This window comes from Dyadobacter frigoris, from assembly GCF_005280585.1.
In the GTDB taxonomy this organism is placed as follows: Bacteria; Bacteroidota; Bacteroidia; order Cytophagales; family Spirosomataceae; genus Dyadobacter; species Dyadobacter frigoris.
Genome location: NZ_SZVO01000005.1, coordinates 205,123 through 229,032, shown reverse-complemented (window position 1 = coordinate 229,032; position 23,910 = coordinate 205,123). Strand labels below are relative to the sequence as shown.

Genomic DNA, 23,910 nt, shown 5'->3' with positions numbered 1-23,910 from the left:
TAAGTATATAAATTCTATCAGTTAGTTTACTCCGTGAACCTACGAATTTTGATGAATAGCATAAGTTGACAGACATAAAAAATATATCAGATTAAGCGATTAGAAAAGGGTCTGTTCAGACCCTTTTTTTTCTGCAGGCTCTGTCGTAAAGTAACTGTAACATACCATCTTTCAGGCCCACATCCGGTACGTGAATTACCGTGGCGCCAGCCCACTTCATAGCAGAAGTATAGATATCTCCGGCCGGAACAATCACATCTGCCCGGTCAGGATTTAACTGAAGTTTATTGATACGTTCGGCAAGTGTAAACTGCGCGATGTAATCACGCATACGCAAAATTTCATCCAGACTTGTCGAACTTTCGCTTAATTTGGATGATAAGTCGAATAATTTATTAATGTTTCCACCCGTGCCCACCGCTTCAATTGGCCGTGTATGATCCACATTTTTCAGAATCCATTCCTGCATTTTCTGGAAAGCGGTTTTGGATTCTTTCCCTTCAAGCAAACGCACAGATCCTAATTTGAATGACTTGGCAATTATTTTCTGACGGTCCTGATAAAGGTTAAGTTCAGTACTGCCGCCGCCTACGTCAATGTGTAGATATTGTCCGTTGTCAAGCGATTTTACAACAACGTTATTAACGAGTTCTGCTTCACGCTGTCCGTCGATAATTTGTATGTGAATTCCGGTTCTTTGCTCGATATGGGCACGTACTTCGTAACCATTTTCAGCTTCCCGCATCGCAGAAGTTGCGCAGGCCATATAATCTTCTACTTCATGAAGTTCCATCAAAAGCTGATACGAAAGCATCAGTTTAATCATACGATCCTCACTTAAAGGCGATATTCTTCCTTCTGTAAACACATCATGTCCAAGGCGAAGCGGAAAACGAACGTACTCAACTTTTTTCAAACGAGTGATTCCTTCGTCATGCAAAACCGACGATATTTGCATACGGGCACCATTGGATCCAATATCTATTGCAGCGAATTTCAAAAGCGAACTGTAATAAAGGTATAATAAAAACCAAAAATAGGGCTTTTCACGAACATCTTTTACATTTTTTTCCCTATCTGATATAACAGCTTAATTTTGAAACCCGGACCGGTTTTAGAACCTTGGTATGAAATCGGATTGAAGTAACTGTAAAGGTAGCCTTCAGCCTGTACCACAATCGGATGGAAACTTTTTTCTATTCCTGCCGAAAAGTTTACAGAATTTATAAGTTTGAGGTCGATTTTTTCAGAGGCCTGCAGTACGATCTGAGGCTGGTCAGGACCAGGCCGAGGACCGAAATTATAAAAGCATTCGTATGTAATGTCTCTTTTTGAACTGATTGTGAAATTTGTTCCTGCTCCTACAAAATATGCAAAGTTATGAGGCAGATTTTGTCTGAATGCGACATTAAGCGGAATTTGTGTGAGTGATGACTTAATATTCAAATTCATAATTTTCAAAGCCATAGGCAGGAAGTGATCCTTTCTGAAATCAGTACGGTTTTTATCATTATAATTCTTTTCAGAATAAAAATCCTCAGGTTTTATTTTAACCCAGCTGAATCCTGTTGAAATAGAGAAATTCTTGGAAATGAGCACTTCTCCCAGCACTGTTCTTACTTGATTTTTCCCTTCCCATTGTTGTGCGATACCGAAGCGGTAAGGTACTTTCAAATTAAATTGCGGGATAGTGGTTTCAGCTTTTTTAGTTGATTCAACACTTTTGGATTCTTCCTGACTTTTAGGCTGATTAGTCGCCAATAATACATTTTTTACTTGTTTTGGCGAAATACGATGTACAAGGCCATAATTCATTTTACGGGAAATAGCTGAATAATTAGGCTGACCAGCAGGAGTTTGAATTTCCAGCTGATCAAATTTTTCATCAAGCGTTTTTCCCGAAGCTACGGTACTATATTCCTGGTTTCCTGGCTGATTATTTGCCATAGAATTTCCGTTTCCGGAATTTCCACTGCCATTTGAACCTGAATTCCTGCCGGTATTGCCAGAACCGGTATTGCTTATTCCTTTGGAAACTGAATAATTATCGCCGCTTACATTTCCTGTTTTACTATTCAAAGCAATAGAGGAATTTGATTTATCAGTATCGAAGTTTTTCCCGGTTATAGGATCTGAATATTTTTCAGATGAAGGAGATTTAACATCAGCCTTGCCTGAACTCTTATAATTGTCAGGTTGATTGTTACCCGCCAAAACCTCGTTTTTATTATTAACAGAAGGCTTTGCATTTTCTTCTTCCACAAGTTTCGCATCAGGCCTTCTTGCATCAGGATTTGTGTTGTTTTCCTCTTTGTTTATTCGATTTTCCTCAATATTGGCCAGAGACTTCTGATTGCTGTATTGTTGGGGAATTAGCCGTTGTTCGTCCGGATTTGGTGCTTGATGATCATAAGAAGGTTTTTCAACTTCCTGTTGTTGAACAACATAAACCGTATCTGTTTTTTGAATAACAGTTGGTGTGTTTTTTATCGTTTCAATCTGATTTTGCAAAGTTTTTACGTCACTCAGCAAAGTATTATTTTGCGAAAGTTGGTTCACATACAAAAAGACCATGACAGAAGTCACTGCCGCTGCCGCCGCATAGCCAAACCAAGAACTGTATTGCTGCCAAAACGTTGGAGGTGTGTTGGCTTGCATAAAGTTCTGCATTTTCGTCCAGTCATTTTCATGAAATTCGGGCGTAATGCTCTCTAGTTTCCGGCGTATAGTTTTTTCAAATTTATCAGTTTTCATTGCTTTTGAACGACTTTATGCCCCAATCACTGGGAAAGAGATGAGGATAATATTGTTTGATCAAGTGTTGTAACCGTGCTCTTGCCCTTACGTAATGCGAGCGTACCGTAGCTTCATTAATTTGCAGTAAATCAGCTATTTCGCGATGGTTATATCCTTCCACGACATATAGAAGAAAGACGTTTTTATAAATTGGTTTTATTTCCTGTATAAGTTCTAAAATTTCATTTGCCGTTATCTGGCCCACGATGTCATCATCAAACCGGGGATATGGCGCATCTTCAAGAGACACCATATCTTCATGATGTTTTTTATGCTTTCGGTAATAACTGATTGCGGTGTTCACCATGATGGTACGAAGCCACGCCTTGAAGGGATGCGCGGAATCATACTTTTCCATATTGTTGAAAACTTTAAGGAAACCTTCGTTTAGCACCTCCTCCGCCTCTTCAGGCGTCGATGTATAGCGCAAACAGATACTTTTTGAATAGCTGAAAAAATGCTTATACAAATACCTCTGAGCCTGATTGTTACCAGCTACACATGCTGAAACGACCGTTCCGAAGTCGTTTTCATCGAAGGAAGATTTTTTACCAAATAGCAAAGTTAGGGTGTCAAATTTGTCAGGATATGAATTTGTATTAGCAGATACGCCTAAGACAGCCAGTCTGTTGCAAAAGTTTTTCCTTTTAAGAAATATCTACAGCTAAGTTAATCTTTTTACGATAAAAGCTAATCTTTGATAAACGCATTTTATACGGGTTACGATATTGATAGTCAAATGAAAATGATTTTTACAAACCTGCCTTTTTAAACACTCACTATTTTTTAAAATTACCTGACTATAAAATAAAGTCTGTACCGATGATGTAAACATGAAAAAAATTAAAATAAAACCCGGCACTTTGCAACAACCCGCTTTAACAAGGCGTAATGACCCTTAAACCAGCATGTGTTTTATTTGTCGCACGATTAAACAAATTGATTTATGAGAAGGGTAGTTGTAATGCTTGTCGCGTCATTAGGTATATTTATCGCTTCCTGTAGCAAGGATAATTCGGGTATGAGTCCAACGACTGATGCCAGCACTGATGTTAGTCTGGAAACGGTTGCCACAACGGCTGCACGTTTTTCAATTGAGTCTGATTCTGTAACGACGCATGTATGTAAAGGCAAGTTGACCGAGGTCGCAGTAGCTGATCTTGCCTCTGCAATTACAACTTATATTTCAACGACGTATCCGTCATCGACAATCAAATTTGCGGCGACCGATCAGAGTGGCAAGATTGTTGTAACCATACTTTTAGCGGACGGAACTACACCAAAAGGATTAATTTTCAATGCAGATGGTACTTTCAAAGAAGAGTTACAACATTTTGAACATAAAGCAAAACTGACAGAAGTAGCGGTTGCAAATCTTCCCGCAACGATTACATCTTATATTACGACAACATATGCAGGTGCTGTAATCAAAAAAGCAGGTACCAATGCAGCAGGAGAATATTTTGTGGGGATAGTACTTGACAGCAAAGTTAAAGTATTACTATTCAACGCAGACGGAACTTTCAATAAAGAGTTGGACAAGCCAACAAAGGGAGGTCCGAAAAAGCATTAAAGAATTTTGTTAGGGGTGAGTTGGAATACGGGACCGGATCTTCTGGTTCCGTATTTATTTTTTCTAATCAATTATAAAAGGATTACTGGCAGGTTTTAAATCTATTTTATCACCCATCATTTCTGTGAGAGAATCTTCAATCGTCCGGCATATGGCATTCAGCGCAAGGTCGTTTTTCTCAACACCAAAAGGCTCTTCGATTTCTGTTACAATCGCATCCAAAGCAATAAATGTGTAGCCAATAAAGGATACGATGCATGGCGTCATCCAGCCAATACTATCAACAAGTCCGAAAGGCAAAAGAAAGCAATAAGTATAAATGGTGCGATGCAAAACGACGCTGTAAGCGTAGGGAATTGGCGTATTCGAAATCCGTTCGCAACCTCCCAGAATATCCGATAAGCGGTTCAGGTTGCTATCAATGGCTACCTGAACGATGCTATCCATTTTATTTTCTTTTTTGTTTCGATAAATCCACTGGCCAAGTTCCTGAAGAATAATATTGGGCTTGAATTTTATATTTTCAAGTGATTTGGCAAATTCCGGTTTTAGCAAACGTGCAAGATCAGCAGTCGGATCCGTTTGCCGTAGCTGATGTTTTAGAGCATAAGAGAAAGCGACGATCAGATTTGCAAATTCGCGAATGTCTTTATGATCTTTTTCTGCGTCACCTAATGTCTGGACTTGTCTTACCAATGATCGCGCATCGATCAATAATCCGCCCCATAATTTGCGTGCTTCCCAGTAACGGTCATAACTGGCCGTATTGCAAAATCCTAAAAAGATAGCAAGCGCAAGTCCTATTAACGTAAATGGAGCAGGAGTTAAAGGGATTTTGAAACGAAAGAGCTCTCCGTGAAAAATGACTACTGCCGTAGAAAGGAGAAAAAGTGCAATTAAACGGGGAAGAATTTGAGGTAATATGGAGCCTTCCCATATAAAAAGCATCCGGAACCAGTGCAGTCTTTTTCTGATGACCATATTAATGCAGGAGCTTTTGGTTATTTCGTTTTGGAGTCAAGCATTTCAATTTCAGAAGTATTTTTTATTTCTCCCATCACAAATAAACTGTGCGAACTTCCGATATTTTCCAGGGATCCCAGTTTTTGCATTAAAAAATGCTGGTACTGAGACATATCATTCACCACGATTTTCAGCAAAAAATCATAATCCCCTGAAATATTAAAACATTCCATTACTTCCGGCATCGCCAAAACTGCTTTAACAAATTTTTCGCCCATTGTCAGCGAATGTTCTTTTAAAGCGATATTACAAAATACCATTAGCTTTTTGCCCACTTTTTCGCGGTCAACCAGCGCAACATATTTTTTAATGATGCCTTCTTTTTCCAATCGCCGTATCCGCTCATATACAGGTGTATACGAAAGATTTAATTTTTCTGACAATTCACGCGTTTTCAACGTAGCATCCTGTTGCAGATAGTGGAGTATTTTGCAATCCGTATCGTCCAGATTATACATAGATAGATTATCTTTACAATTCCTTTTTTTACTTCAAATGTAGATAAATAATTTACCTCATGCTCAAAAAGCAGACTAACCGTCTATTTTTTTTCAATTTTTTGAATAAAACATCTATCGGCGTAAATTTGTATTCTGGATTTCCTGCGACCAGCATCCTATGAAGTTTACAGATTAAAAAAATGGCGGGATTATTTTTTCGGACTACGATAAAGATATAATGATAACAACTCAGAAGTTTGACATTCGTGAAATATTGAAAGAACGTATTCTTGTGCTTGATGGTGCTATGGGTACGATGATTCAGCGCTATAAATTAGAAGATTACGATTACAGCGGAGAAAGATTCAAGGATTGGGCACATGATGTGAAAGGTAATAATGATTTGCTTTCATTGACGCGCCCTGATGTGATCAAGGAAATTCATGCGGCTTATTTTGAAGCCGGAGCAGACATCGCTGAAACAAATACATTTTCAGGAACTACCATTGCCATGGCAGATTATGGTATGGAGGAACTGGTTTACGAATTAAATTTTGAATCAGCCAGAATTGCACGTGAAGTTGCGGATGATTTCACAGAACGCGAACCGGATAAACCACGTTTCGTTGCAGGTTCTATGGGCCCGACTAACAGGACTGCTTCCTTATCTCCTGATGTAAATAATCCGGGTTATCGTGCAATCACTTTTGATCAGCTGGTAACGGCTTATTACGAACAAATTAAAGGTTTAACAGATGGAGGTTGTGACCTTCTTCTGGTTGAAACCGTTTTTGATACACTGAATGCAAAAGCTGCACTTTTTGCGATTGATAAATTTTTCACGGATGCCAAAAACGGATTGGTAGAAGTATTGCCAAGCTGGAAAACCGGTGCTGACGGATTTTTACCGATCATGGTTTCCGGAACGATTACGGATGCCTCTGGCCGTACACTTTCGGGACAAACTACGGAAGCGTTTTTGACTTCAATTTCGCATTTACCACTTTTATCAGTTGGTTTAAACTGTGCATTAGGTGCGGATTTAATGCGCCCTTACGTACAGATTCTTGCAAAAAATTCACCGTTTTATACTTCCGCTCACCCAAATGCCGGTTTGCCTAATGAAATGGGTGAATACGATGAATCGCCCGAACAAATGGGTGAGGTTATTGACGGGTTTTTGAGGGACAGCCTGATCAATATTATCGGAGGATGCTGCGGAACTACGCCGGGACATATTCGTGTGATTGCGGATCTGGCAGGAAAATATAAACCAAGGGAAATCCCACAGTCTGAAAAGATTTTAAAACTTTCAGGTCTGGAACCGATGGATATTACCAAACTTACCAATTTTGTCAATATTGGGGAACGCTGCAATGTGTCAGGTTCAAAAATGTTTGCAAGACTTATCCGTACCGGGAAATTTGACGAAGCTTTGGCCATCGCCCGTGACCAGGTTGAAAACGGTGCGCAGGTTATTGATATCAACATGGATGAGGGGATGATCGATGGCGCGGAAGCAATGAAAACTTTCGTGAACCTGATCGCTGCTGAACCGGATATTTCACGCGTACCGCTGATGATCGATTCCTCTAAATGGGAAGTGATTGAGGCTGGTTTGAAATGTACGCAGGGGAAAGCAATTGTTAATTCCATATCATTAAAAGAAGGCGAAGAGAAATTTAAAGAATCGGCACGGGCTGTTTTGCGTTACGGAGCTGCGGCTGTCGTGATGGCTTTTGACGAAACCGGGCAAGCGGATAATCTGGAAAGAAGAAAAGAAATTTGTTCAAGAGCTTACCGTATTCTGGTAGATGAAGTAGGTTTTCCGCCTCAGGACATCATTTTCGATCCCAACATCCTGACCGTTGCAACCGGGATGGAAGAGCATAATAACTATGCAGTAGATTTTATTGAATCCGTAAAATGGATTAAAGCGAATCTTCCTTTTGCAAAAGTGTCCGGCGGTGTGTCAAACGTATCATTCAGTTTCCGCGGAAACGAACTGGTCCGTGAAGCGATTCATACTGCGTTTTTGTACCATGCGATCAGAGCGGGTATGGATATGGGCATTGTAAATGCCGGACAGCTTGGTATTTATGACGAAATTCCAAAAGACATTCTGGAACTGGTTGAAGATGTACTTTTAAACCGCAACGACGAAGCAACTGAAAAGCTTGTGACATTCGCTGAAACGGTAAAAGACAAAGGGAAAGTAGCGACGGGCCCGGATCTTAGCTGGAGAGAATTGCCGGTGAGAGAGCGGATTAGCCATGCGTTGGTAAAAGGTAATGCGGATTACATTGAGCTGGATGTTGAAGAATGCCTGCCGATGTTTACACGTCCTTTGGAAATTATCGAAGGTCCGTTGATGGACGGGATGAGTATTGTCGGTGATTTGTTTGGTGAAGGAAAAATGTTTCTTCCCCAGGTTGTGAAATCGGCACGTGTGATGAAAAAAGCGGTGGCATTTTTACAACCTTACATTGAAGCGGAAAAGCAGGAAGGATCGTCCTTTGCAGGGAAGATCTTGCTGGCTACGGTAAAAGGTGATGTGCATGATATTGGTAAAAATATCGTGGGCGTTGTGCTTGGCTGTAATAATTATGAAATCATCGATCTTGGCGTAATGGTGCCGACGGATAAAATCCTGGCTGCTGCTATTGAGCATAATGTAGATATCATCGGTCTTTCCGGATTGATCACGCCTTCGCTTGATGAAATGGTGGGCGTTGCCAAGGAAATGGAACGTCGTCATTTTACGATGCCGCTTTTGATCGGTGGGGCTACAACTTCACGTATTCATACGGCTGTAAAAATTGACCCTAATTATTCCGGAGCTGTCATTCACGTTCTTGATGCTTCAAGATCTGTTCCGGTTGCCGGGAAATTGATTCAAAGTGATTTGAGCCAAGCGCAGGTTTTGACCGATATCAAAGTCGAATATGCCAAACTTCGTGATGATCATGCCAAAAGAAGCGGAGAGAAGGCGCATCATTCCATTGAAAAATCACGTGAAAATAAGGCGAAAATTGACTGGACGGATTTCAAAGCGATAAAACCTCAGTTTTTAGGAACCCGGGTTTATGACGATTATGACCTTGCTGAAATAGCTAAGTATATCGACTGGACGCCATTCTTTCAGACCTGGCAGCTGCATGGGAAATATCCGAAAATATTTGAAGATAAGGTAGTTGGCGAAGAAGCAACACGTTTATTTGAAGATGCAGCGGTACTTCTGGGACAAATTATTCGTGATAAAAGTCTGAAAGCACGCGCGGTCATTGGTTTCTGGCCGGCGAATTCTATTGGGGATGATATTGTTTTGCATCATTATGAGGAAGAGGTAAAACAAACATCCTGTGAACGTCACGGTTCTCATGAGCATATTGAGTACAAAATAAGTCAGCATACTGTTGAGCAGGTGAATGGTGGCGAATTGGTAAATGATACCATGAAAGTGTTACATCATTTGCGTCAGCAAACTGAAAAAGCAAAAGGTCTGGCAAATTATTGTTTGTCTGATTTTGTAGCACCGCTTGAAAGTGGTCATCTGGATTACATGGGAGGTTTTACTGTTACGGCCGGTATCGGGATTGAAGCTTTAATTGAGAAATTCGAAGCTGATCATGATGATTATAACAGCATCATGGTAAAGGCTTTGGCCGACCGGTTAGTAGAAGCCCTTACTGAGCTAATGCATGAACGCGTGCGGAAGGAAATCTGGGGACATTCTCCGGAAGAAGATTTTACAAATGAAGAGCTGATCAAGGAAGCATATACCGGTATTCGTCCGGCGCCGGGATATCCTGCAAGTCCTGATCATACCGAAAAACGTATGCTGTTTGATTTACTTGAAGCTGAAAAACTGGGTATCACGTTGACGGAAAGTTACGCCATGTATCCGGCAAGCAGCGTTAGCGGATGGTATTTTTCGCATCCTGAAAGTCGTTATTTCCCGGTTGGGAAAATATTTAAGGACCAGGTTGAAGATTATGCGAGAAGAAAAAATATGCCGTTGGAAGAAATTGAAAAATGGCTTGCTCCGGTTTTAGGATATTAATAGTAGTAAGGTTCAATTTGCAAAAGAGAGTCGGGAAACCGGCTCTCTTTTTTTGTTTTAATCCATAATGTTACTTTTCACGTAGATATACGTACAGAAATGGGGTAGTAATACGCTATTTTTTATTGAAAAAATTTAAAACCTTTGTAACGTGCTGATACTGTTTAGGATGTATCAAACGTTTGTATTTATAGCCATGAAAAATTAAGCAACAACAACATACACATTCGTCATGAAAAGGAATATACTTATTTTTATTTTTCTGATTTTAGCCGCCACTTCATTCAAGTACAGATCTAAAACACAAGCAGGTATTTTGAACCCGGATTCGCGGGTACTTATTGAGCAAATCGCAGATTCTTCACATGACCCCGATCTTGGGATCAAAACAGAAAAAGATGAAATAAGGAGTCTGGAAAATCAGGAGAGGGAAGCATTTATTAAAAAAGATACAGCTAAACTTTCCAGTTTATGGTCAGCTGCTCTTGTTGTAACAAATCCTGATAACAGCGTTGAAACACTTTCAGATATCAAAATTGATTTTTCAAAAAACAGAAAACCAATGGTTTCCTTTGATCGTATTATTGAAAAAATCACAATCAATGACAATGTAGCCGTCGTGATGGGCCATGAAACTACAACTGTTTCATTAGATTCAGATTATCAGGAGAAAGGCGTTACCAGAAGATTTACTAACATCTGGATGAAAAATGGAAGTGACTGGAAACTTGCTGCACGCCAGGCAACTAATATTTCTGAGAAATAATAAAACTATCTTAATGCTGGATTTTTCGTTGACTAAATGTCTTGTGTTAACTATAAGATATTTAGTGAAAAATTTATTGTTTATCCGGGATCAGGAAAACATCAGTACCTTATTTCGCATAACCTGTAACTTACATAAGAATTGTTTGTTATTTTGTATCTTGGTTTTGAGGGTAACAAATAATTTTCATGGAAAGATTTACTGGTCTGTTTGGTATAGCATTGATTTTGGGTATTGCTTTTGCAATGTCAAACAATCGTAAAGCAATTAATTATCGTACTGTTGGCGTTGGTCTGGCCATTCAGTTTGGGCTCGCAGTATTTATTCTCCGCACGGATACAGGGCAGGCTATTTTTCAATGGCTTGGAGCAAAAGTTCAAAAATTACTTTCTTTTTCAGATAAAGGCGCTGATTTCGTTTTTGGTACGCTTGTTCGTCCGGATTTAATGCAGAAGGCATTTGGTCCCGGAAATGACTTTGTGTTTTTCTTTAAAGTAATTCCAACCATTATTTTCGTCGCTGTTTTGGTCAATATGCTATATCATTTAGGCATTATGCAGCGTATCGTTTCTGTCATGGCACGTGGCGTATATTGGTTAATGGGTGTTAGTGGAGCGGAAGCCGTTTCAAATGTGGCGAGTACTTTTGTTGGCCAGGTTGAGGCGCAGATTATGATTAAGCCTTATCTGAAAAATATGACTAATTCAGAGTTATTGTCTTCTATGACAGGTAGCTTTGCATGTATTGCCGGAGGTGTAATGGCCGTTTATATTTCGCTTGGTGTACCGGCACCTTATCTGATTGCTGCCAGTCTGATGGCTGCGCCTGGTGCATTAGTAATATCAAAAATAGTATTTCCTGAAACGGAACAATCAACAACCAAAGGTGCTGTAAAATTGGAAATTAAGAAATCACACGCTAATTTACTGGATGCCATCGCAGCAGGAGCGGGTGAAGGTTTGAAGGTGGGGTTTAATGTCATTGCGATGTTAATCGGTTTTATTGCGCTCGTTGCGCTGCTCGATTATTTGCTGGGATTGATCGGAGGTGTTTTTTCTTTCCCCCAATTAAGTTTCAATTTCGTTTTAGGAAAGCTGTTTTCAGTTTTTGCCTGGGCAATGGGCGTTCCTTCGAAAGATATAGAAGCGGCTGGTTCTTTGATGGGGACCAAAATGGTGATCAATGAATTTGTTGCTTATCTGGATATGGTAAAAATGAAAGATACGCTGGATCATAAAACGATTGTGATCACAAGTTTTGCATTGTGTGGATTTGCTAATTTTAGCTCGATTGCGATTCAGGTAGGTGGAATCGGAGAATTGGCTCCATCACGCCGGGCGGATTTGGCGCGTCTTGGTTTCAAAGCACTGATCTGTGGAACACTTGCCTCTTATATGTCAGCAACTTTGGCAGGATTGCTTTTGTAATCGTTATTAAACTTTTTGGAATTTATAAAGGAGTCAGTTTTTCAAAAGTTGACTCCTTTATTTTAGAATTTTGAGAGTTACTGTTAAAGCTCTGTTACAATTCCACCAACTTCAGGCGAATTGCTTCCAAAACCATCCCAACCCTGCTTTTGACATTCATTTTTTGAAAAACAGATTCGCGATAACCGTCCACTGTTCTTGGGCTTACGCACATTTTATCGGCTATTTCAACATAAGTCAGATCACTGCACGAAAGTTTTATAAAATTAGTTTCGCGCTCATTTAAACCCATCTGATCCAATGGATTTTGTAAAGAATCAGGGTTCAGGCTTTTAATAAGTTGGCTTGTTATATATTCCGTATAATAAAATCCTTTTTGGACAATCGAATCCAGCGCTTGTTTCAATTCATGTGGTTTACAACCTTTCAAAAGATACCCGCTTGCGCCATTCCGAAGCATTTTTACAATGGACTCTTCCTTATCGTTCATCGAAAGAGCAAGAATCTTGATTTCGGGGTAGTTATTTTTAAGCCATAAAGCCGTTTCGTAGCCGTCCATTTCGGGCATATTGATGTCCAGCATTACGATATCCGGAATCATTTTCAATTTGATCCTTTGAATCAATTCTTTACCATTGGATACCTCATATAGTACCTCATACTCCTCATATTTCTGCACTAATCCCGAAAGTGCTTTTGCCATCAATTCATGATCGTCAACAATAGCAATGGTTTTTGTTGTCATCTTCAAATTTGGAGTAGTACTCAATATGTTTTTATTATTAAATCAAGTATTAAGACTTTTACGAGTAGGTACTTCAATACCAAGGAATGTTCCTTTTCCAACCAAAGATTCCAGGCTGCATTTAGCACCAATCAGCTCACAACGCCGTGCCATATTACGAAGGCCGGCACCTGAACTAAGCAGGTTATGTGTTGTCACTTTTTCATAATCAAATCCTTTTCCATCGTCCGACAAAGCCAGATTGAAATGTGTCAGGCCATAATTCAATTTTACAATTATATTCTTTGCCTCCGAATGTTTGAGCGAATTGTTTAAAAATTCCTGAAAAATACGGAACAAAATTATTTCGCGCTCATAGCCCAAAGTATAAGGCTCTCCGGTTAAAGTGATTTCAGTTTCAAATTTTTTAGTTTTACGGATGCGCTGTAATTCATGCGTCATGCTTTCCTGCAAGCCAAATTGCTGTACAAAATCACCATCCAGACTTTTAGTCAGCGACCGCAGATCCTGAATCGACTGGCCAATGATTTCATTTGTTTGTTTTATGTATTCATGGTTTTCTTCCTCTTGTTTTGTCCCTTCGAGGATATTGAGGTTAATTTTAGCAACCGATAGCAGCTGCCCGATATTATCATGCAATTCCTGCCCTATTTGCTGTAATGTAGTATTTTGTACCTCGATCTGGGATTTAAGGATCTCCTGATTAAATTGTGTCTGAAGTGAAGCTTTTTCTTGCTTATTAATAAGTTGTTTCCTCCTGAAATAGAAGAGAAAAACAACGATAAATATGCTTGACGTGATCAATAATAAGGTGCCAAGCGTAATGATCAATAAAATCCGGGATTCTGTCGGCTGCATGAGAAACTGACAATAAACATGATGTATAAATAAATATTAAGGATAGGATTGAGCATATTGACCAGATATCCCAATTGCGAATTGAACCGCATGATCGATGTCCCAAGGCCCATCGTGAAAATGGAACCCGTACAAAATAAAAATAAACCGATACTCAGCCAAAATAAAGGACTTCTGTTGATTTCCAGTATTTCATCACTGCGATATATTTTTAGAAAAAAATAAAGGCTTAATGTGGCCATTAACATGGATCTGACTACAAAAACGACATGAAATTCGTTGAAACCGTTAAGGTAAATCATGTAATAAATGACAAAGAGTGTGTATAATATGAAAAGAATTTTAATGATATTTTTTTCTAATGATGATTTATAATAATGCAGATACAACCAGGAGATAAAGAAATACTCAATGGGACCAAAGGCGTTATATGACCAAAAGAATGAAATTTTAAAATACCTAAGGGCGTATACTAATAATTCAACCAAAACATTTAGCCACAAGTAAATCCATAGCCAGTTTAAAGGATATTGTAAGGACCGTCTGTACATTGTAGCCGTAACGGCAGCGACTACTACGGTTGCGAAATAGAGATAAAGAAAAATATCAAAAATTAAATAGATCATGTATACCTTAAAATACCGCTGAAAGGCAAAGAAAATGCCGTTACTTTGCTGTTAAAATAGTAAAGTAACGGCTTCTTTCCTACAAGTAAGCTTGGTAACCATTGTTGGAAACCTTACTTATCGAACAGTTTATGATAAAGTGTAGATGTTTTATTGAAAGGTGGCGGAGGTTGAGGACAGCAATCGGCCAAAAGTTTGCCATCAGACGAGTATAATTCATCAGCATTTTTGGTATAAGCCGTAATGATTACAGTCAATTCGCCGTTATTATCCAATGCCGGAAAAATTCTCAACCCGGCAGATTCGTCTCCCAGTAATTTTAAAATTCCCTCTTTGGCAAAATCAAAATTGATAAGCCCTTGCTCCTGGTTATGTTCTACTGTTTTGGTTTTACCGGGCTCGCCTTTGACAGGCATTTCAGCTTTAAAATCAATAATCCGGTGAGCGAACTGCTCGCTTGTACCACATTTGTTAGCGAAAAATAATTCCAGATCCATAATCGATTGAGGGTTTTAATTGTAAAAAGATGTTACGAAGGTAGGTGAGAGCTACAAATTTACACATGAGAGAAGTACTCATTTGGTGCCGTAAAAATACGGTGTCAAATACGATAAATTTCCCGTACAAAACAATATACGTATTCAAGTACCTTCGAATCAAATTTATAATCTGTTGATCTTACTATATGCTAACTCAAAGTTCTAATTCGTTATGAAAAATTTCCTCTATTTATCACCAATTTTTGTCTATTGTATGAAAACTACTGTCAGAGAAAGGGCTTTTTTATCCTTGATCTCAAAATGCCCTGCGTAGTACCATTTGTAATGTTTAACGGATTATAACCCTTCTTAAAACTTAAAGTACTCAAACCTATGAAAAATGTTCAGCTTAATCCAGGAAATCGGCCTGAGTACCGGGCCTTGTGTTTCGGAAATTATTGTGTCAAATCTTCCTGATTTTAGGATTTCTTTTGGGTTCCCATAAAGACTTTTCCCGCATTTACGTCACAAAGCTATTTTCCTGGAAGTTATAAACGTCTTCCCGGATAATAGAAGCCTTAATTTGTTATTATATGTGCTTACATCGATCGACGTATACCAATCTTCGTTTGCCCATATTTTACCTTCCTGTTTTTTGCAAACAAACTCTACTCCATCGCAAACACAGCTTATTGTATGGATACCCCAATCGGAAAGCTTCATGTAAATAAAGAATACCGGGAAGTCATGCATATGTGGCAAAACCATGCAAATGAACCGGAAACAGACAGTTTTGAAAATCCGGGATTTAGCAGTCCTGTGCTTCTAAACCTATTAAATCAATCGCCCTGCGTAACCTGGATACTGGATGTCCGGAGCAGGAAATTCAATTTTATCAGTACAAACACATTTGACTTTTTTGGTTATGATTCAGCACACTATCTGGTGGACGGACAAGACTTCCATGAAGGAATAAAACATCCTGACGATACCCTGAATACCTGGAAGTTGGTGTGTAACATCTGGAAAGTTCTTGTGGCAATTCCATCATCCAGCAGATCCAATTACAAATTCAGCTATGATTACCGGATTTTAAAACCGGATGGCAAAGTTGCAAGGATTTTGGAACAAAACTCTGTTTTAAAGCAGGATAGTAATGGAAATATCACGCATTTACTGGGAGTCTGCAACGATATTACGCAATGGAAAAGAAACGGGACCCAGCTTGCTTCCCTCACTTCAGTGATTGACAAAAAATATTTCTTTTTCAACTCAGATATGACCACAGCCGTTAAGCCCCCAACGATCCTCAGCAAACGTGAACTGGAAATCGTAAAACTCCTGTCCGAAGGCCGCAGCAGTAAGTTCATTGCAGATAAACTTTTTATCAGCTTTCATACAGTGAACACGCACCGGCAGAATATGATTGAGAAGACGGGGACAAAGAATACGGGTGGTCTGGTGCAGTTTGTGGTTTGTAATGGGTTGATTTAGTGAGAGAAATACTGAATTTTCGGTATTGTGGGTGGGGGATTCAATCAGTAGTTTTGGGTCAAAGTATAAAATCAAATAGCTGTAATAGCAGATATATGCAATACTTAATCAAAGAATTAGAGGTAATACCATGTCCTTGTTAAAACGATATCAATTCTCTTAGCAATATTTACAATTAGTTAAATTTCATGAAAATGAGTCATTGGAATTCGAAGATCGCAGAAGAAACCCTTTTAGAAATTAAAACACATGCCCTACAGGAAACCACGGATACTATTAACTGGTATACTACCAAAAGATCTAGCATGGGTTGTTGGGCTAGGTTTATCCGAGTCGCCACAATTGTTTTACTTTGTATAAGTACTTTAATACCGTTAATAGCTGCATTACCTTGCTTCAAGGATGAAGTGGCATCAATACTTTATATTGGATATTTTATGGCTGGCCTTGGTGGAGCATTACTGTTGGCAGATAAATACTATGGCCTTTCTAATAGTTGGGTAAGATTTGTATTAACTGGTTCAGATCTAAAAAACATGCAAGATTCATTCATTGAGAATTGGGAGATCCTTTATATTAATAATTTACCATTAACTCCCACCAACTTCAACACACTAGCAAAATACATTATAGATTATAAAGATTTATTTAACAAGAATGTCAAAAAAGAAACAGAAGAATGGGCGAAAGAATTTCAGCAGAGCGGCAAGGAGTTGATGAAGGAGCTTCAAACAAATATGGAGGATTCTAAATCAAATTTTGAAACTGAAATGCATAAATTGGCTTCCAAAAAAGCATCCATTTTTAACTCCGGTGTTGACGAATCGAAATATACAAAAAACGACTATGCTAATATAGCTATTGATCAAAATCAAAATTTTTTATATAATAAATTTAAGAATATTAGATTAATAACTCATGGGAAAAAGATAAATGAGCAAACCGGTCAACTCGTAGATTGTGTTACAATACATCTAACAGATGATGAAGTTGAACAAATACCCTCTAAATTATTCTTAAAGACATCCGAAGGTGTAACACAAGAAGTTGAAACCGAAATCATAGAGTCAGTTGATAAACCTCGGGTCAGTTACATGGCTGGAGATAGTATTGCAAACACTGAAATACAGCCAATAGCCAAAGGAAGTATTGCTTGTAAACTCCAATTGCCAGACAAAACGGAATGCATTCTTACCTGTTGCCATGTTATGACAGGCGGACGGAGCACTTGTTTTGACAATAGGCCCGTATCAAGCCTACTTAATTCTATCATATCGGGAATTTGGTTTTATGGAGTACGGGATAGTGAATTGGACATTGCATTAATAAAAGACTTCGACCCTAAACAGGTTAATTTTCCGAGCAATTTGACTGTTACAGACGCAAGAGATTTAACAATAGACGATATCAAAACGACTAAGGTAACTATGTTTGGCCGTTTGGATTTCTATGCTCCTCCCAATGGGAATGGCAGTGCCATAGAAGGATACATCATTAACAATCGCTGTGTAAATCCAGTGACGATTTCCTATGAAGGCGAAGACTGCCCAATGATTAACCTCATAACAATTTCTAAGTCAAACAAGGCACCTTTCGAATCCATTTCACAAGGTGGTGACTCGGGTTCTCTCATAATTGATTCTATTACCAAAGAAATGCTTGGAATAGTCATAGCCCAAAATTCAAAATTTACTTATGCGATCTCATTTAACAAAATACTTAAAAAATTACAAATAAAATAATATCAAAATCCGCAAATTAAACTATTCTTGATATGAGAAATATTTCAATGCTCCTGTTTAGTATGCTTGCTTCATTAGTCAGTTTTGAAGCACTATCTGAAAAAAAAGATACCATATCTATTAATTACAAAAGTACAACAGCCGAAATATTTAACATTGATTTCGACACTTCCTTCAAATTACAGGTTTCTAATTTTGACAATGCTGCAAAGATTAAGATAGAGTTTGACGACGGTGAAGCTGATCTCATTGATGCTAAGCAAGTAGATTTCTCAGTTTTCTCGAATAACCAATTGTACGTGACATTCACGGTTGAAGAAAATAAGGTGTTTCTGAAAAAGGACAGCCAACACAATCCTAAGGCAATTAAAATTTCTAATAGGAATGGAGTCATCATAGCTGAGATTAATAAAAAAGATCCCTCTGGCATTCCCATAATAAAACCCCAAACCACTGACAAGCCGACTGGTCATGCATATTTAGATGCAATGGCAATTATAAAAAGCGACTCAATCGATGATATTATCTCTATTCTTTCGACTTACTTCGACAGTATACCCCAAAACGTCAATTCCAAAGAAATGCTTATAGCATTTCTTAAAAAAGACTCAACCAATCTATTTTTAAATGATAAGAAATTTATCGATCTTATCAATAAAAAGCTTGAAAAAACTGCGGTAGCGTCAAGCACTGCCGGATTTATTAAAGGTACGAAAACTAATATTGGTTCTATAGGAGGCCTCGACGTCACCAAATTTGCCAATGCAATCTCTGATCTTCTTATTGACCGTGCTAAACAGGAACTTACCGTAGCTTTCTTTGATAGGTTTAAGAAATTTTCAGAGAAAAACCCTGAATTTCAAATTCTTTTCCCTAAATCTACCGATAACCTTAGTAAGCTTCTGACCTATCAATACCCGCAAATGCTACCTGCCTTGCGCACCGGATTTCTTGATGATCTCAGGCTGATTACCTATCATTTGGACGACGTGCTTGAACTACCTAGATACCGTGAGCTACTGATAAATTTCCCTGAAATCAGAGTAGCAATAAAATCTTTGAGGCTGATTCATGCTTTGGAAAACGGAACTTCAAATTTAGCGGAAGTTATTCGTGAATTCTCTGAATTTCCAGAATGGGATACCAATCCGTCAGCTAGTCCGGAATTTAAAAATATGAAAGCAACAGTGACATTTACCGCTATTTTTTCCGAAGCACTGAGAAGTGATTCAGCCTCCAAGGACAGCACTATTTGGATAACACCGAAACAAGCCCAAAACTTCGTAAATGACCCAGTTAACGTACAAATTTTCATGGGACTTCTTTATCAGCAAATTAAGAATAAGGAAGTTACATTTATAATAAATGGTCATGATAAAACGCTGACAAAAATTTTAGAGGAACAGAAAGAAAGTATATTTCTTTTTCAAAGCAAAATATCCGAGTTCATAAATCTCGCAGATAAATTCTCGTATAGCTATCGAGAAGTAAGCAGAAAGATTAAAAACAAGGAAAAGCCAACAAACGAAAATATTTATAATTATATTAATGTTTCATTGGATGTAATTGATTATGGATTTAGTGTCGTCAAAATATTCGACAAGGAGTTACTTACTGATCAATTCATTACCATTCCCAGAAAAGCCAATAGCTTGTATAAGGATATTTATTCAGAGCAATATACTCAGGCGGTGAATGATGCAGTAGATTTATTAAAGGAAGTATATAATATAACCAAAAATAACACGGTATATCCTGACTTAGTAAAAGCCAAGCAAGAAGAGCGAACTAAAAATATTGGCGACTCTTTGAAAATAGATATAGATATTAAAATCGCTAGCCTAAAAAAAAGAGAGGCCGATGCAAATACCAACTTAAACAATCTTATTACTTTTGCGGAAAAGGTAAAGCCTTATGCCTTATTTATGGCCAATATGGTCGAAGCAAAAGACGAGGATGCAATAAAAGCAGCATTGGAGAATGTTATATTGCCAGTGGGTAGCTCTTCTATCAAGAAAAATCAGGAGCAGAAAATCCATCTTGATGGCAATGTATCCATTCAATCATATGTAGGAGCATCCTGGCGCCCCTTTGGAAATCCAGAAAATTCAAAAGGAACGATGAGTGACCGATTCGGAGTTATTGCCCCAATCGGTGTTTCATATACTCCCGGATTTGCAAGCCTTGGTAAAAGTGGATCTGTAAGTTTATTCATTTCCTTATTGGATCTTGGAGCAATAGTAGACTACAAGTTAAAGATAGATTCAACTGTCACTAGCACCGCAGCGAAAGCAGCAGCTGTCACAAAAAATTATTCAATAGAATTAGGGCAAATATTTTCTCCTGGTGGATTCTTGGTATACGGCTTTGGAAAAAATTTACCATTATCGCTTGGGATAGGTGCGCAATTCGGGCCGGGACTTTCGAAAATTGATGTTTCGGGATCTACAATAATCCTAAATGAACCGAAATGGAGATTCAAAATTTTTCTGGCCGTTGATTTGCCTCTTTTTACCCTCAGAAACAGGCTCCGAAGCAGTTATACGCCTATTAGGTAATTATAAAAACTCCCAAACCCATGTCAACCCAACTTACCCCCATTTCACCCTGGTTGAACTGCTTAGCAGTCAAACCACAGTCCGATTTCGTTATACAGAGGTATTCGAGCCTTCTGCCGAAATCGTAGCTAACCGGAAGCAGCTTTGCGAAACTAGTTTGGAACTAATTTGAATCTCCATTGGAATACCTATCAAAGTGTCCAGCGGATATCGATGCCTGCGCGTGAATACCAAACTTGGAAACGGGCATAAGCGATATACAGAGGTGTAACAACAGCACGATAACCGAAATTCTCCAAAGACATTTACTACTTATGAAACTCTCTATGAAAACTTTACCAATATTTTTCACACTCCTTTTCTTGACAATGAATGTAAGCGGGCAGGTAACGTTTACCCGGTTTGAAACAGGTGTTATAAACGCTAACGACAGTAATGATAAACAACCTTTCGGAGGTATATCAGGAATCGAAAATCTGGGAGCCAACAATTGGATTTTAGTGAGTGACCGGGGCTATTATTTTAATTGTGATAATTGCTCAACCATATCCGATTTTCAGTTAAGGATCAATCAAAAAGAAGGTACGAAAACAGGTCATTGGTTCGAAAGTATCCGGTTCAACAGGAATACAAAAACGTATTACTACGCCACTGAATATGAGAGGAAGGACAATTTGGGAAAGAGCATTGAGCACACCGGCGTATATGAATCAACAGGATTAATCGATACTCTTGTAGATATAAGAGAAAAATCTATAATACACCTTGATAGGCTGCCAAGTTCAAACAAAGGAATTGAGGCCATTGCAATAACACCATCAGGTGCGCTGTGGGTAGCTCCTGAGGCAGGATGGAAAGGTGAAACAGATGTGGGGCAGAAATATATAAGTTTTTATAGATATAAAGATCCTTCTTCAAGTACAGAAAGACAAGAGTTCAAATATCCAATCACGCGATTTCCAGAAGCTTATTTTGCTGAGGATAAATCGGGTGGAATATCTGAAATACTGGCAATAGACGAAACACATTTGCTGGTTCTGGAAAGGTGTTATATTTCAATCGCGAAAGATATTGAAATAGCACTGCTCAGAAATGTTACTGTGGACGAAGAAAGTCGGGAATTGATCATTGACTCAAAAGACGCTTTTAATCTCAACACCGTTCCCGGTTTGTGCAATGTAGAAGGTATGGCATGGGGAGATGATGATAAGAAAACGCTGTATATTATTGCGGATGATGGTTATGGTGAAACTTATTATAATGATAAGAAGATCCGAAAAACGGGTCTGCTGGAAAAACCAACATTAAGAAACCAACTGATCATACTTAGAAGAGAATAAAGTAACAATAAGCAAGATTCGCAACAATCTAAAAACCAACAAATTACCGCTTAATAACAAAGCCCGGTACACCATACGTTATTCAAATAAAAAATATAACTTCAAAATCGAAACTCAGCGTTATATTATCCTTTCAGTAGCAGAACCCACTTGATTTTTTGAATAGAATAAGCCAGCCTGCATCAAGGCTGCGTTGGGTATTTACGTATACACATTTTCGTACCCGTGCATTTCATTTTTTTTTCTACCAGATCAAAAACAGTTATAAAATAACCAACCATGGCCACACAAATCAGCCCGCATTTCACATTGGAAGAGATGCTTACAAGCCAAACCGCGATAAGGTTTAGGTATAACGAACAATTTATTCCTCCCAATAACGTGAAACAAAGCTTAACAGCGCTTTGTCAGAATGTGTTGGAACCGATTCGTATTGCTGTTGCTAAACCTATTCGGGTGTCAAGCGGTTATCGATGTCTACGGGTAAACTCTAAAATCGGCGGATCCAAAACGAGCCAGCATATGGATGGAGAAGCTGCCGATATTCAAGTACTTAGCATAACGGTAGAGGAATTATTTCAATTTATAAAGAGTGGCAATTTTCCATACGATCAGCTTATTCAGGAATTCGATTCATGGGTACATGTTTCATTCGGGCCAAGAAACAGGAGGCAGCCGCTCAGAGCAATAAAACTAGGGAATGGTCAGACTAAATATTTACCGGGGTAAGTCTGTCCCTAATTCACTCATGTTCAGGTAATACTACATAATTGACTAGCGGGATGGGCTCCGTAGCAAGTTCTTATTTTAGCTCAACTGATATTTTGACTTTATACTAAAAAACAATCCGCATCATGAACCTCCTCGACATCCCCATCGTATCCACCGCAATCGCCATAGTCATTAGCTGGGCTTTGTATGCCCTGTTTTGTAGTTATTTTCTTGAAACCTGGGTTCAGATAATGGCTGAACGAGGGAGGTTTATGAAGAATTATCTTTATCTACAATTGATGGATAATTCGAATGGTGTTAACTGGGCGGAGAAAATTTATTCTCATGGAACAATTGATCTGTTGAGCCGTGATCCAAAGAAGCCTACAAATGATATATCACCGAAGTTATTCGCTGAAACACTTATTGAGGTTGTGGGCAGTTCCCGCCTGGTGCAGAACCGGGTTGATGAATTAAAAAATGAGAGCTGGGTTGTCAATTACAAATCCCAGGTTCTTAAAAATTTTAAATTTGGTACACAGATTTTGAATCCCAGTGACCTTGTCGCTCTTTTTAACCAGGCCATGCTGAGTGCTGAATTGAAAAGTTCGGGCGGTAAAGATAGCGATGAACCGAATGAGGCGGAATTATATGGGCATTTAACTGAATATCTGGAAAACTGGTTTGGAGAACTCACCGAGCGCCTCTCGTTATGGTATAAAAAGAAAACAAGAGAAAGGTTGTTTTATATCGGAGCGTTGATCGGGATCATTATAAATGTAGATAGCCTGCAGCTATTTTCCTTCTACGAAGAAAACCCGGTTGCGAAGGCCGCAATAATCCAGTACTATCAAGACCATCCGGAAATACGTCCAGCTGTCCAAGACAATACAACCGGAAAAGATGTGTCGAAAATGGTTCCTGAAGCCACTGACGGTACAATAGGAGGAAACGCCGATAACATAAACCAGGATAGTCTTTTAAAAGCCAGGTTTGCCGAAAATGCCGTGGTGCAGTCAAAATTATTTGCGAAAAATGATAGCCTTAATGCTTCAAATAGCCAGTTCGTAAAGTCTATGGATAGCCTCATTGTGGCATCAAAAATACCAGTTGGGTGGAAATATAATTTGTTTTCAAAAAGAGCCGGGATGGATTGGGAGGATTACTTATTAAAGATTTTAGGGGTTTTGATATCGGGATTGGCTGCCAGTTTTGGCGCACCATTCTGGTTTGATCTTTTGAAGAAAGCTACATCATCCAAAATTTAAA

At 38.7% G+C, this 23,910-nt stretch carries 19 protein-coding genes; 10 read left to right on the top strand and 9 right to left on the bottom strand.

Features of this window, described 5'->3' with window-relative positions; all coding sequences use genetic code 11:
- Positions 1 to 115: 115 nt before the first annotated feature.
- The 3 genes from FDK13_RS12330 to FDK13_RS12320 are packed head-to-tail and all read right to left on the bottom strand — an operon-like array spanning position 116 to position 3,358.
- Positions 116 to 1,000 carry a Ppx/GppA phosphatase family protein gene (locus FDK13_RS12330; RefSeq protein ID WP_137340298.1) on the bottom strand — a complete coding sequence of 295 codons (885 nt, stop codon included), beginning with the start codon at positions 998 to 1,000 and terminating at the stop codon, positions 116 to 118.
- Between the two features lie 59 nt (positions 1,001 to 1,059).
- Positions 1,060 to 2,754: a hypothetical protein gene (locus tag FDK13_RS35730; RefSeq protein ID WP_181956147.1), complete on the bottom strand. Its 1,695-nt coding sequence runs from the start codon at positions 2,752 to 2,754 to the stop codon at positions 1,060 to 1,062.
- Positions 2,744 to 3,358, bottom strand: a complete 615-nt coding sequence (locus FDK13_RS12320) for an RNA polymerase sigma factor (protein ID WP_137340297.1) — start codon at positions 3,356 to 3,358, stop codon at positions 2,744 to 2,746. The genes FDK13_RS35730 and FDK13_RS12320 overlap by 11 nt, the downstream gene beginning before the upstream one ends.
- A 384-nt stretch (positions 3,359 to 3,742) precedes the next feature.
- On the opposite strand from FDK13_RS12320, the gene FDK13_RS12315 reads away from it, so the two are divergent.
- The gene (locus FDK13_RS12315; protein WP_137340296.1) at positions 3,743 to 4,369 is read left to right on the top strand and encodes a hypothetical protein; all 627 of its coding nucleotides are present in this window, start codon (positions 3,743 to 3,745) and stop codon (positions 4,367 to 4,369) included.
- Positions 4,370 to 4,432: 63 nt separating this feature from the next.
- Here FDK13_RS12315 and FDK13_RS12310 read toward each other — a convergent pair whose 3' ends face one another.
- Entirely contained in the window at positions 4,433 to 5,350 is a 918-nt protein-coding gene (locus tag FDK13_RS12310; protein WP_137340295.1) for a bestrophin family protein, read from the bottom strand.
- A 20-nt stretch (positions 5,351 to 5,370) separates the two neighbouring features.
- On the bottom strand, positions 5,371 to 5,850 hold the full coding sequence (locus tag FDK13_RS12305) for an Lrp/AsnC family transcriptional regulator (protein WP_137340294.1): 480 nt from the start codon (positions 5,848 to 5,850) through the stop codon (positions 5,371 to 5,373).
- Between the two features lie 220 nt (positions 5,851 to 6,070).
- On the opposite strand from FDK13_RS12305, the gene metH reads away from it, so the two are divergent.
- From metH to FDK13_RS12290, 3 genes are all read left to right on the top strand, one after another.
- Positions 6,071 to 9,895, top strand: coding sequence for a methionine synthase (gene metH / locus FDK13_RS12300; RefSeq protein ID WP_137340293.1), 3,825 nt, complete (start codon positions 6,071 to 6,073; stop codon positions 9,893 to 9,895).
- A gap of 232 nt (positions 9,896 to 10,127) precedes the next feature.
- Entirely contained in the window at positions 10,128 to 10,661 is a 534-nt protein-coding gene (locus tag FDK13_RS12295; protein WP_137340292.1) for a nuclear transport factor 2 family protein, read from the top strand.
- A gap of 188 nt (positions 10,662 to 10,849) precedes the next feature.
- Positions 10,850 to 12,088 (top strand): NupC/NupG family nucleoside CNT transporter, encoded by a 1,239-nt coding sequence (locus tag FDK13_RS12290; protein WP_137340291.1) that lies wholly within the window; start codon positions 10,850 to 10,852, stop codon positions 12,086 to 12,088.
- 94 nt (positions 12,089 to 12,182) lie between these two features.
- On the opposite strand, the gene FDK13_RS12285 is transcribed toward FDK13_RS12290, so the two are convergent.
- The 4 genes from FDK13_RS12285 to FDK13_RS12270 form a co-directional block, all read right to left on the bottom strand.
- Positions 12,183 to 12,833: a response regulator transcription factor gene (locus tag FDK13_RS12285; RefSeq protein ID WP_137340290.1), complete on the bottom strand. Its 651-nt coding sequence runs from the start codon at positions 12,831 to 12,833 to the stop codon at positions 12,183 to 12,185.
- Between the two features lie 42 nt (positions 12,834 to 12,875).
- A complete protein-coding gene (locus FDK13_RS12280) occupies positions 12,876 to 13,691 on the bottom strand; it encodes a sensor histidine kinase (protein ID WP_137340289.1) in 816 nt (271 codons plus the stop codon).
- The gene (locus FDK13_RS12275; RefSeq protein ID WP_137340288.1) at positions 13,661 to 13,993 is read right to left on the bottom strand and encodes a hypothetical protein; all 333 of its coding nucleotides are present in this window, start codon (positions 13,991 to 13,993) and stop codon (positions 13,661 to 13,663) included. Before FDK13_RS12275 ends, FDK13_RS12280 begins: the two co-directional genes overlap by 31 nt.
- A gap of 437 nt (positions 13,994 to 14,430) precedes the next feature.
- Complete coding sequence (locus FDK13_RS12270) at positions 14,431 to 14,814, bottom strand: hypothetical protein (RefSeq protein ID WP_137340287.1); 384 nt, start codon at positions 14,812 to 14,814, stop codon at positions 14,431 to 14,433.
- 678 nt (positions 14,815 to 15,492) lie between these two features.
- On the opposite strand from FDK13_RS12270, the gene FDK13_RS12265 reads away from it, so the two are divergent.
- The 6 genes from FDK13_RS12265 (at position 15,493) to FDK13_RS12240 (ending at position 23,909) form a co-directional block, all read left to right on the top strand.
- On the top strand, positions 15,493 to 16,290 hold the full coding sequence (locus tag FDK13_RS12265; protein ID WP_137340286.1) for a LuxR C-terminal-related transcriptional regulator: 798 nt from the start codon (positions 15,493 to 15,495) through the stop codon (positions 16,288 to 16,290).
- A 194-nt stretch (positions 16,291 to 16,484) separates the two neighbouring features.
- A complete protein-coding gene (locus FDK13_RS12260) occupies positions 16,485 to 18,032 on the top strand; it encodes an SLATT domain-containing protein (RefSeq protein WP_170982786.1) in 1,548 nt (515 codons plus the stop codon).
- Positions 18,033 to 18,064: 32 nt separating this feature from the next.
- Positions 18,065 to 20,590 (top strand): hypothetical protein, encoded by a 2,526-nt coding sequence (locus FDK13_RS12255; RefSeq protein WP_137340284.1) that lies wholly within the window; start codon positions 18,065 to 18,067, stop codon positions 20,588 to 20,590.
- Positions 20,591 to 20,916: 326 nt separating this feature from the next.
- On the top strand, positions 20,917 to 21,930 hold the full coding sequence (locus FDK13_RS12250) for an esterase-like activity of phytase family protein (protein ID WP_170982785.1): 1,014 nt from the start codon (positions 20,917 to 20,919) through the stop codon (positions 21,928 to 21,930).
- A gap of 279 nt (positions 21,931 to 22,209) precedes the next feature.
- Positions 22,210 to 22,659, top strand: coding sequence for a D-Ala-D-Ala carboxypeptidase family metallohydrolase (locus tag FDK13_RS12245; protein WP_137340282.1), 450 nt, complete (start codon positions 22,210 to 22,212; stop codon positions 22,657 to 22,659).
- 125 nt (positions 22,660 to 22,784) lie between these two features.
- Positions 22,785 to 23,909 (top strand): hypothetical protein, encoded by a 1,125-nt coding sequence (locus FDK13_RS12240; protein WP_137340281.1) that lies wholly within the window; start codon positions 22,785 to 22,787, stop codon positions 23,907 to 23,909.
- Position 23,910 lies beyond the last annotated feature (1 nt).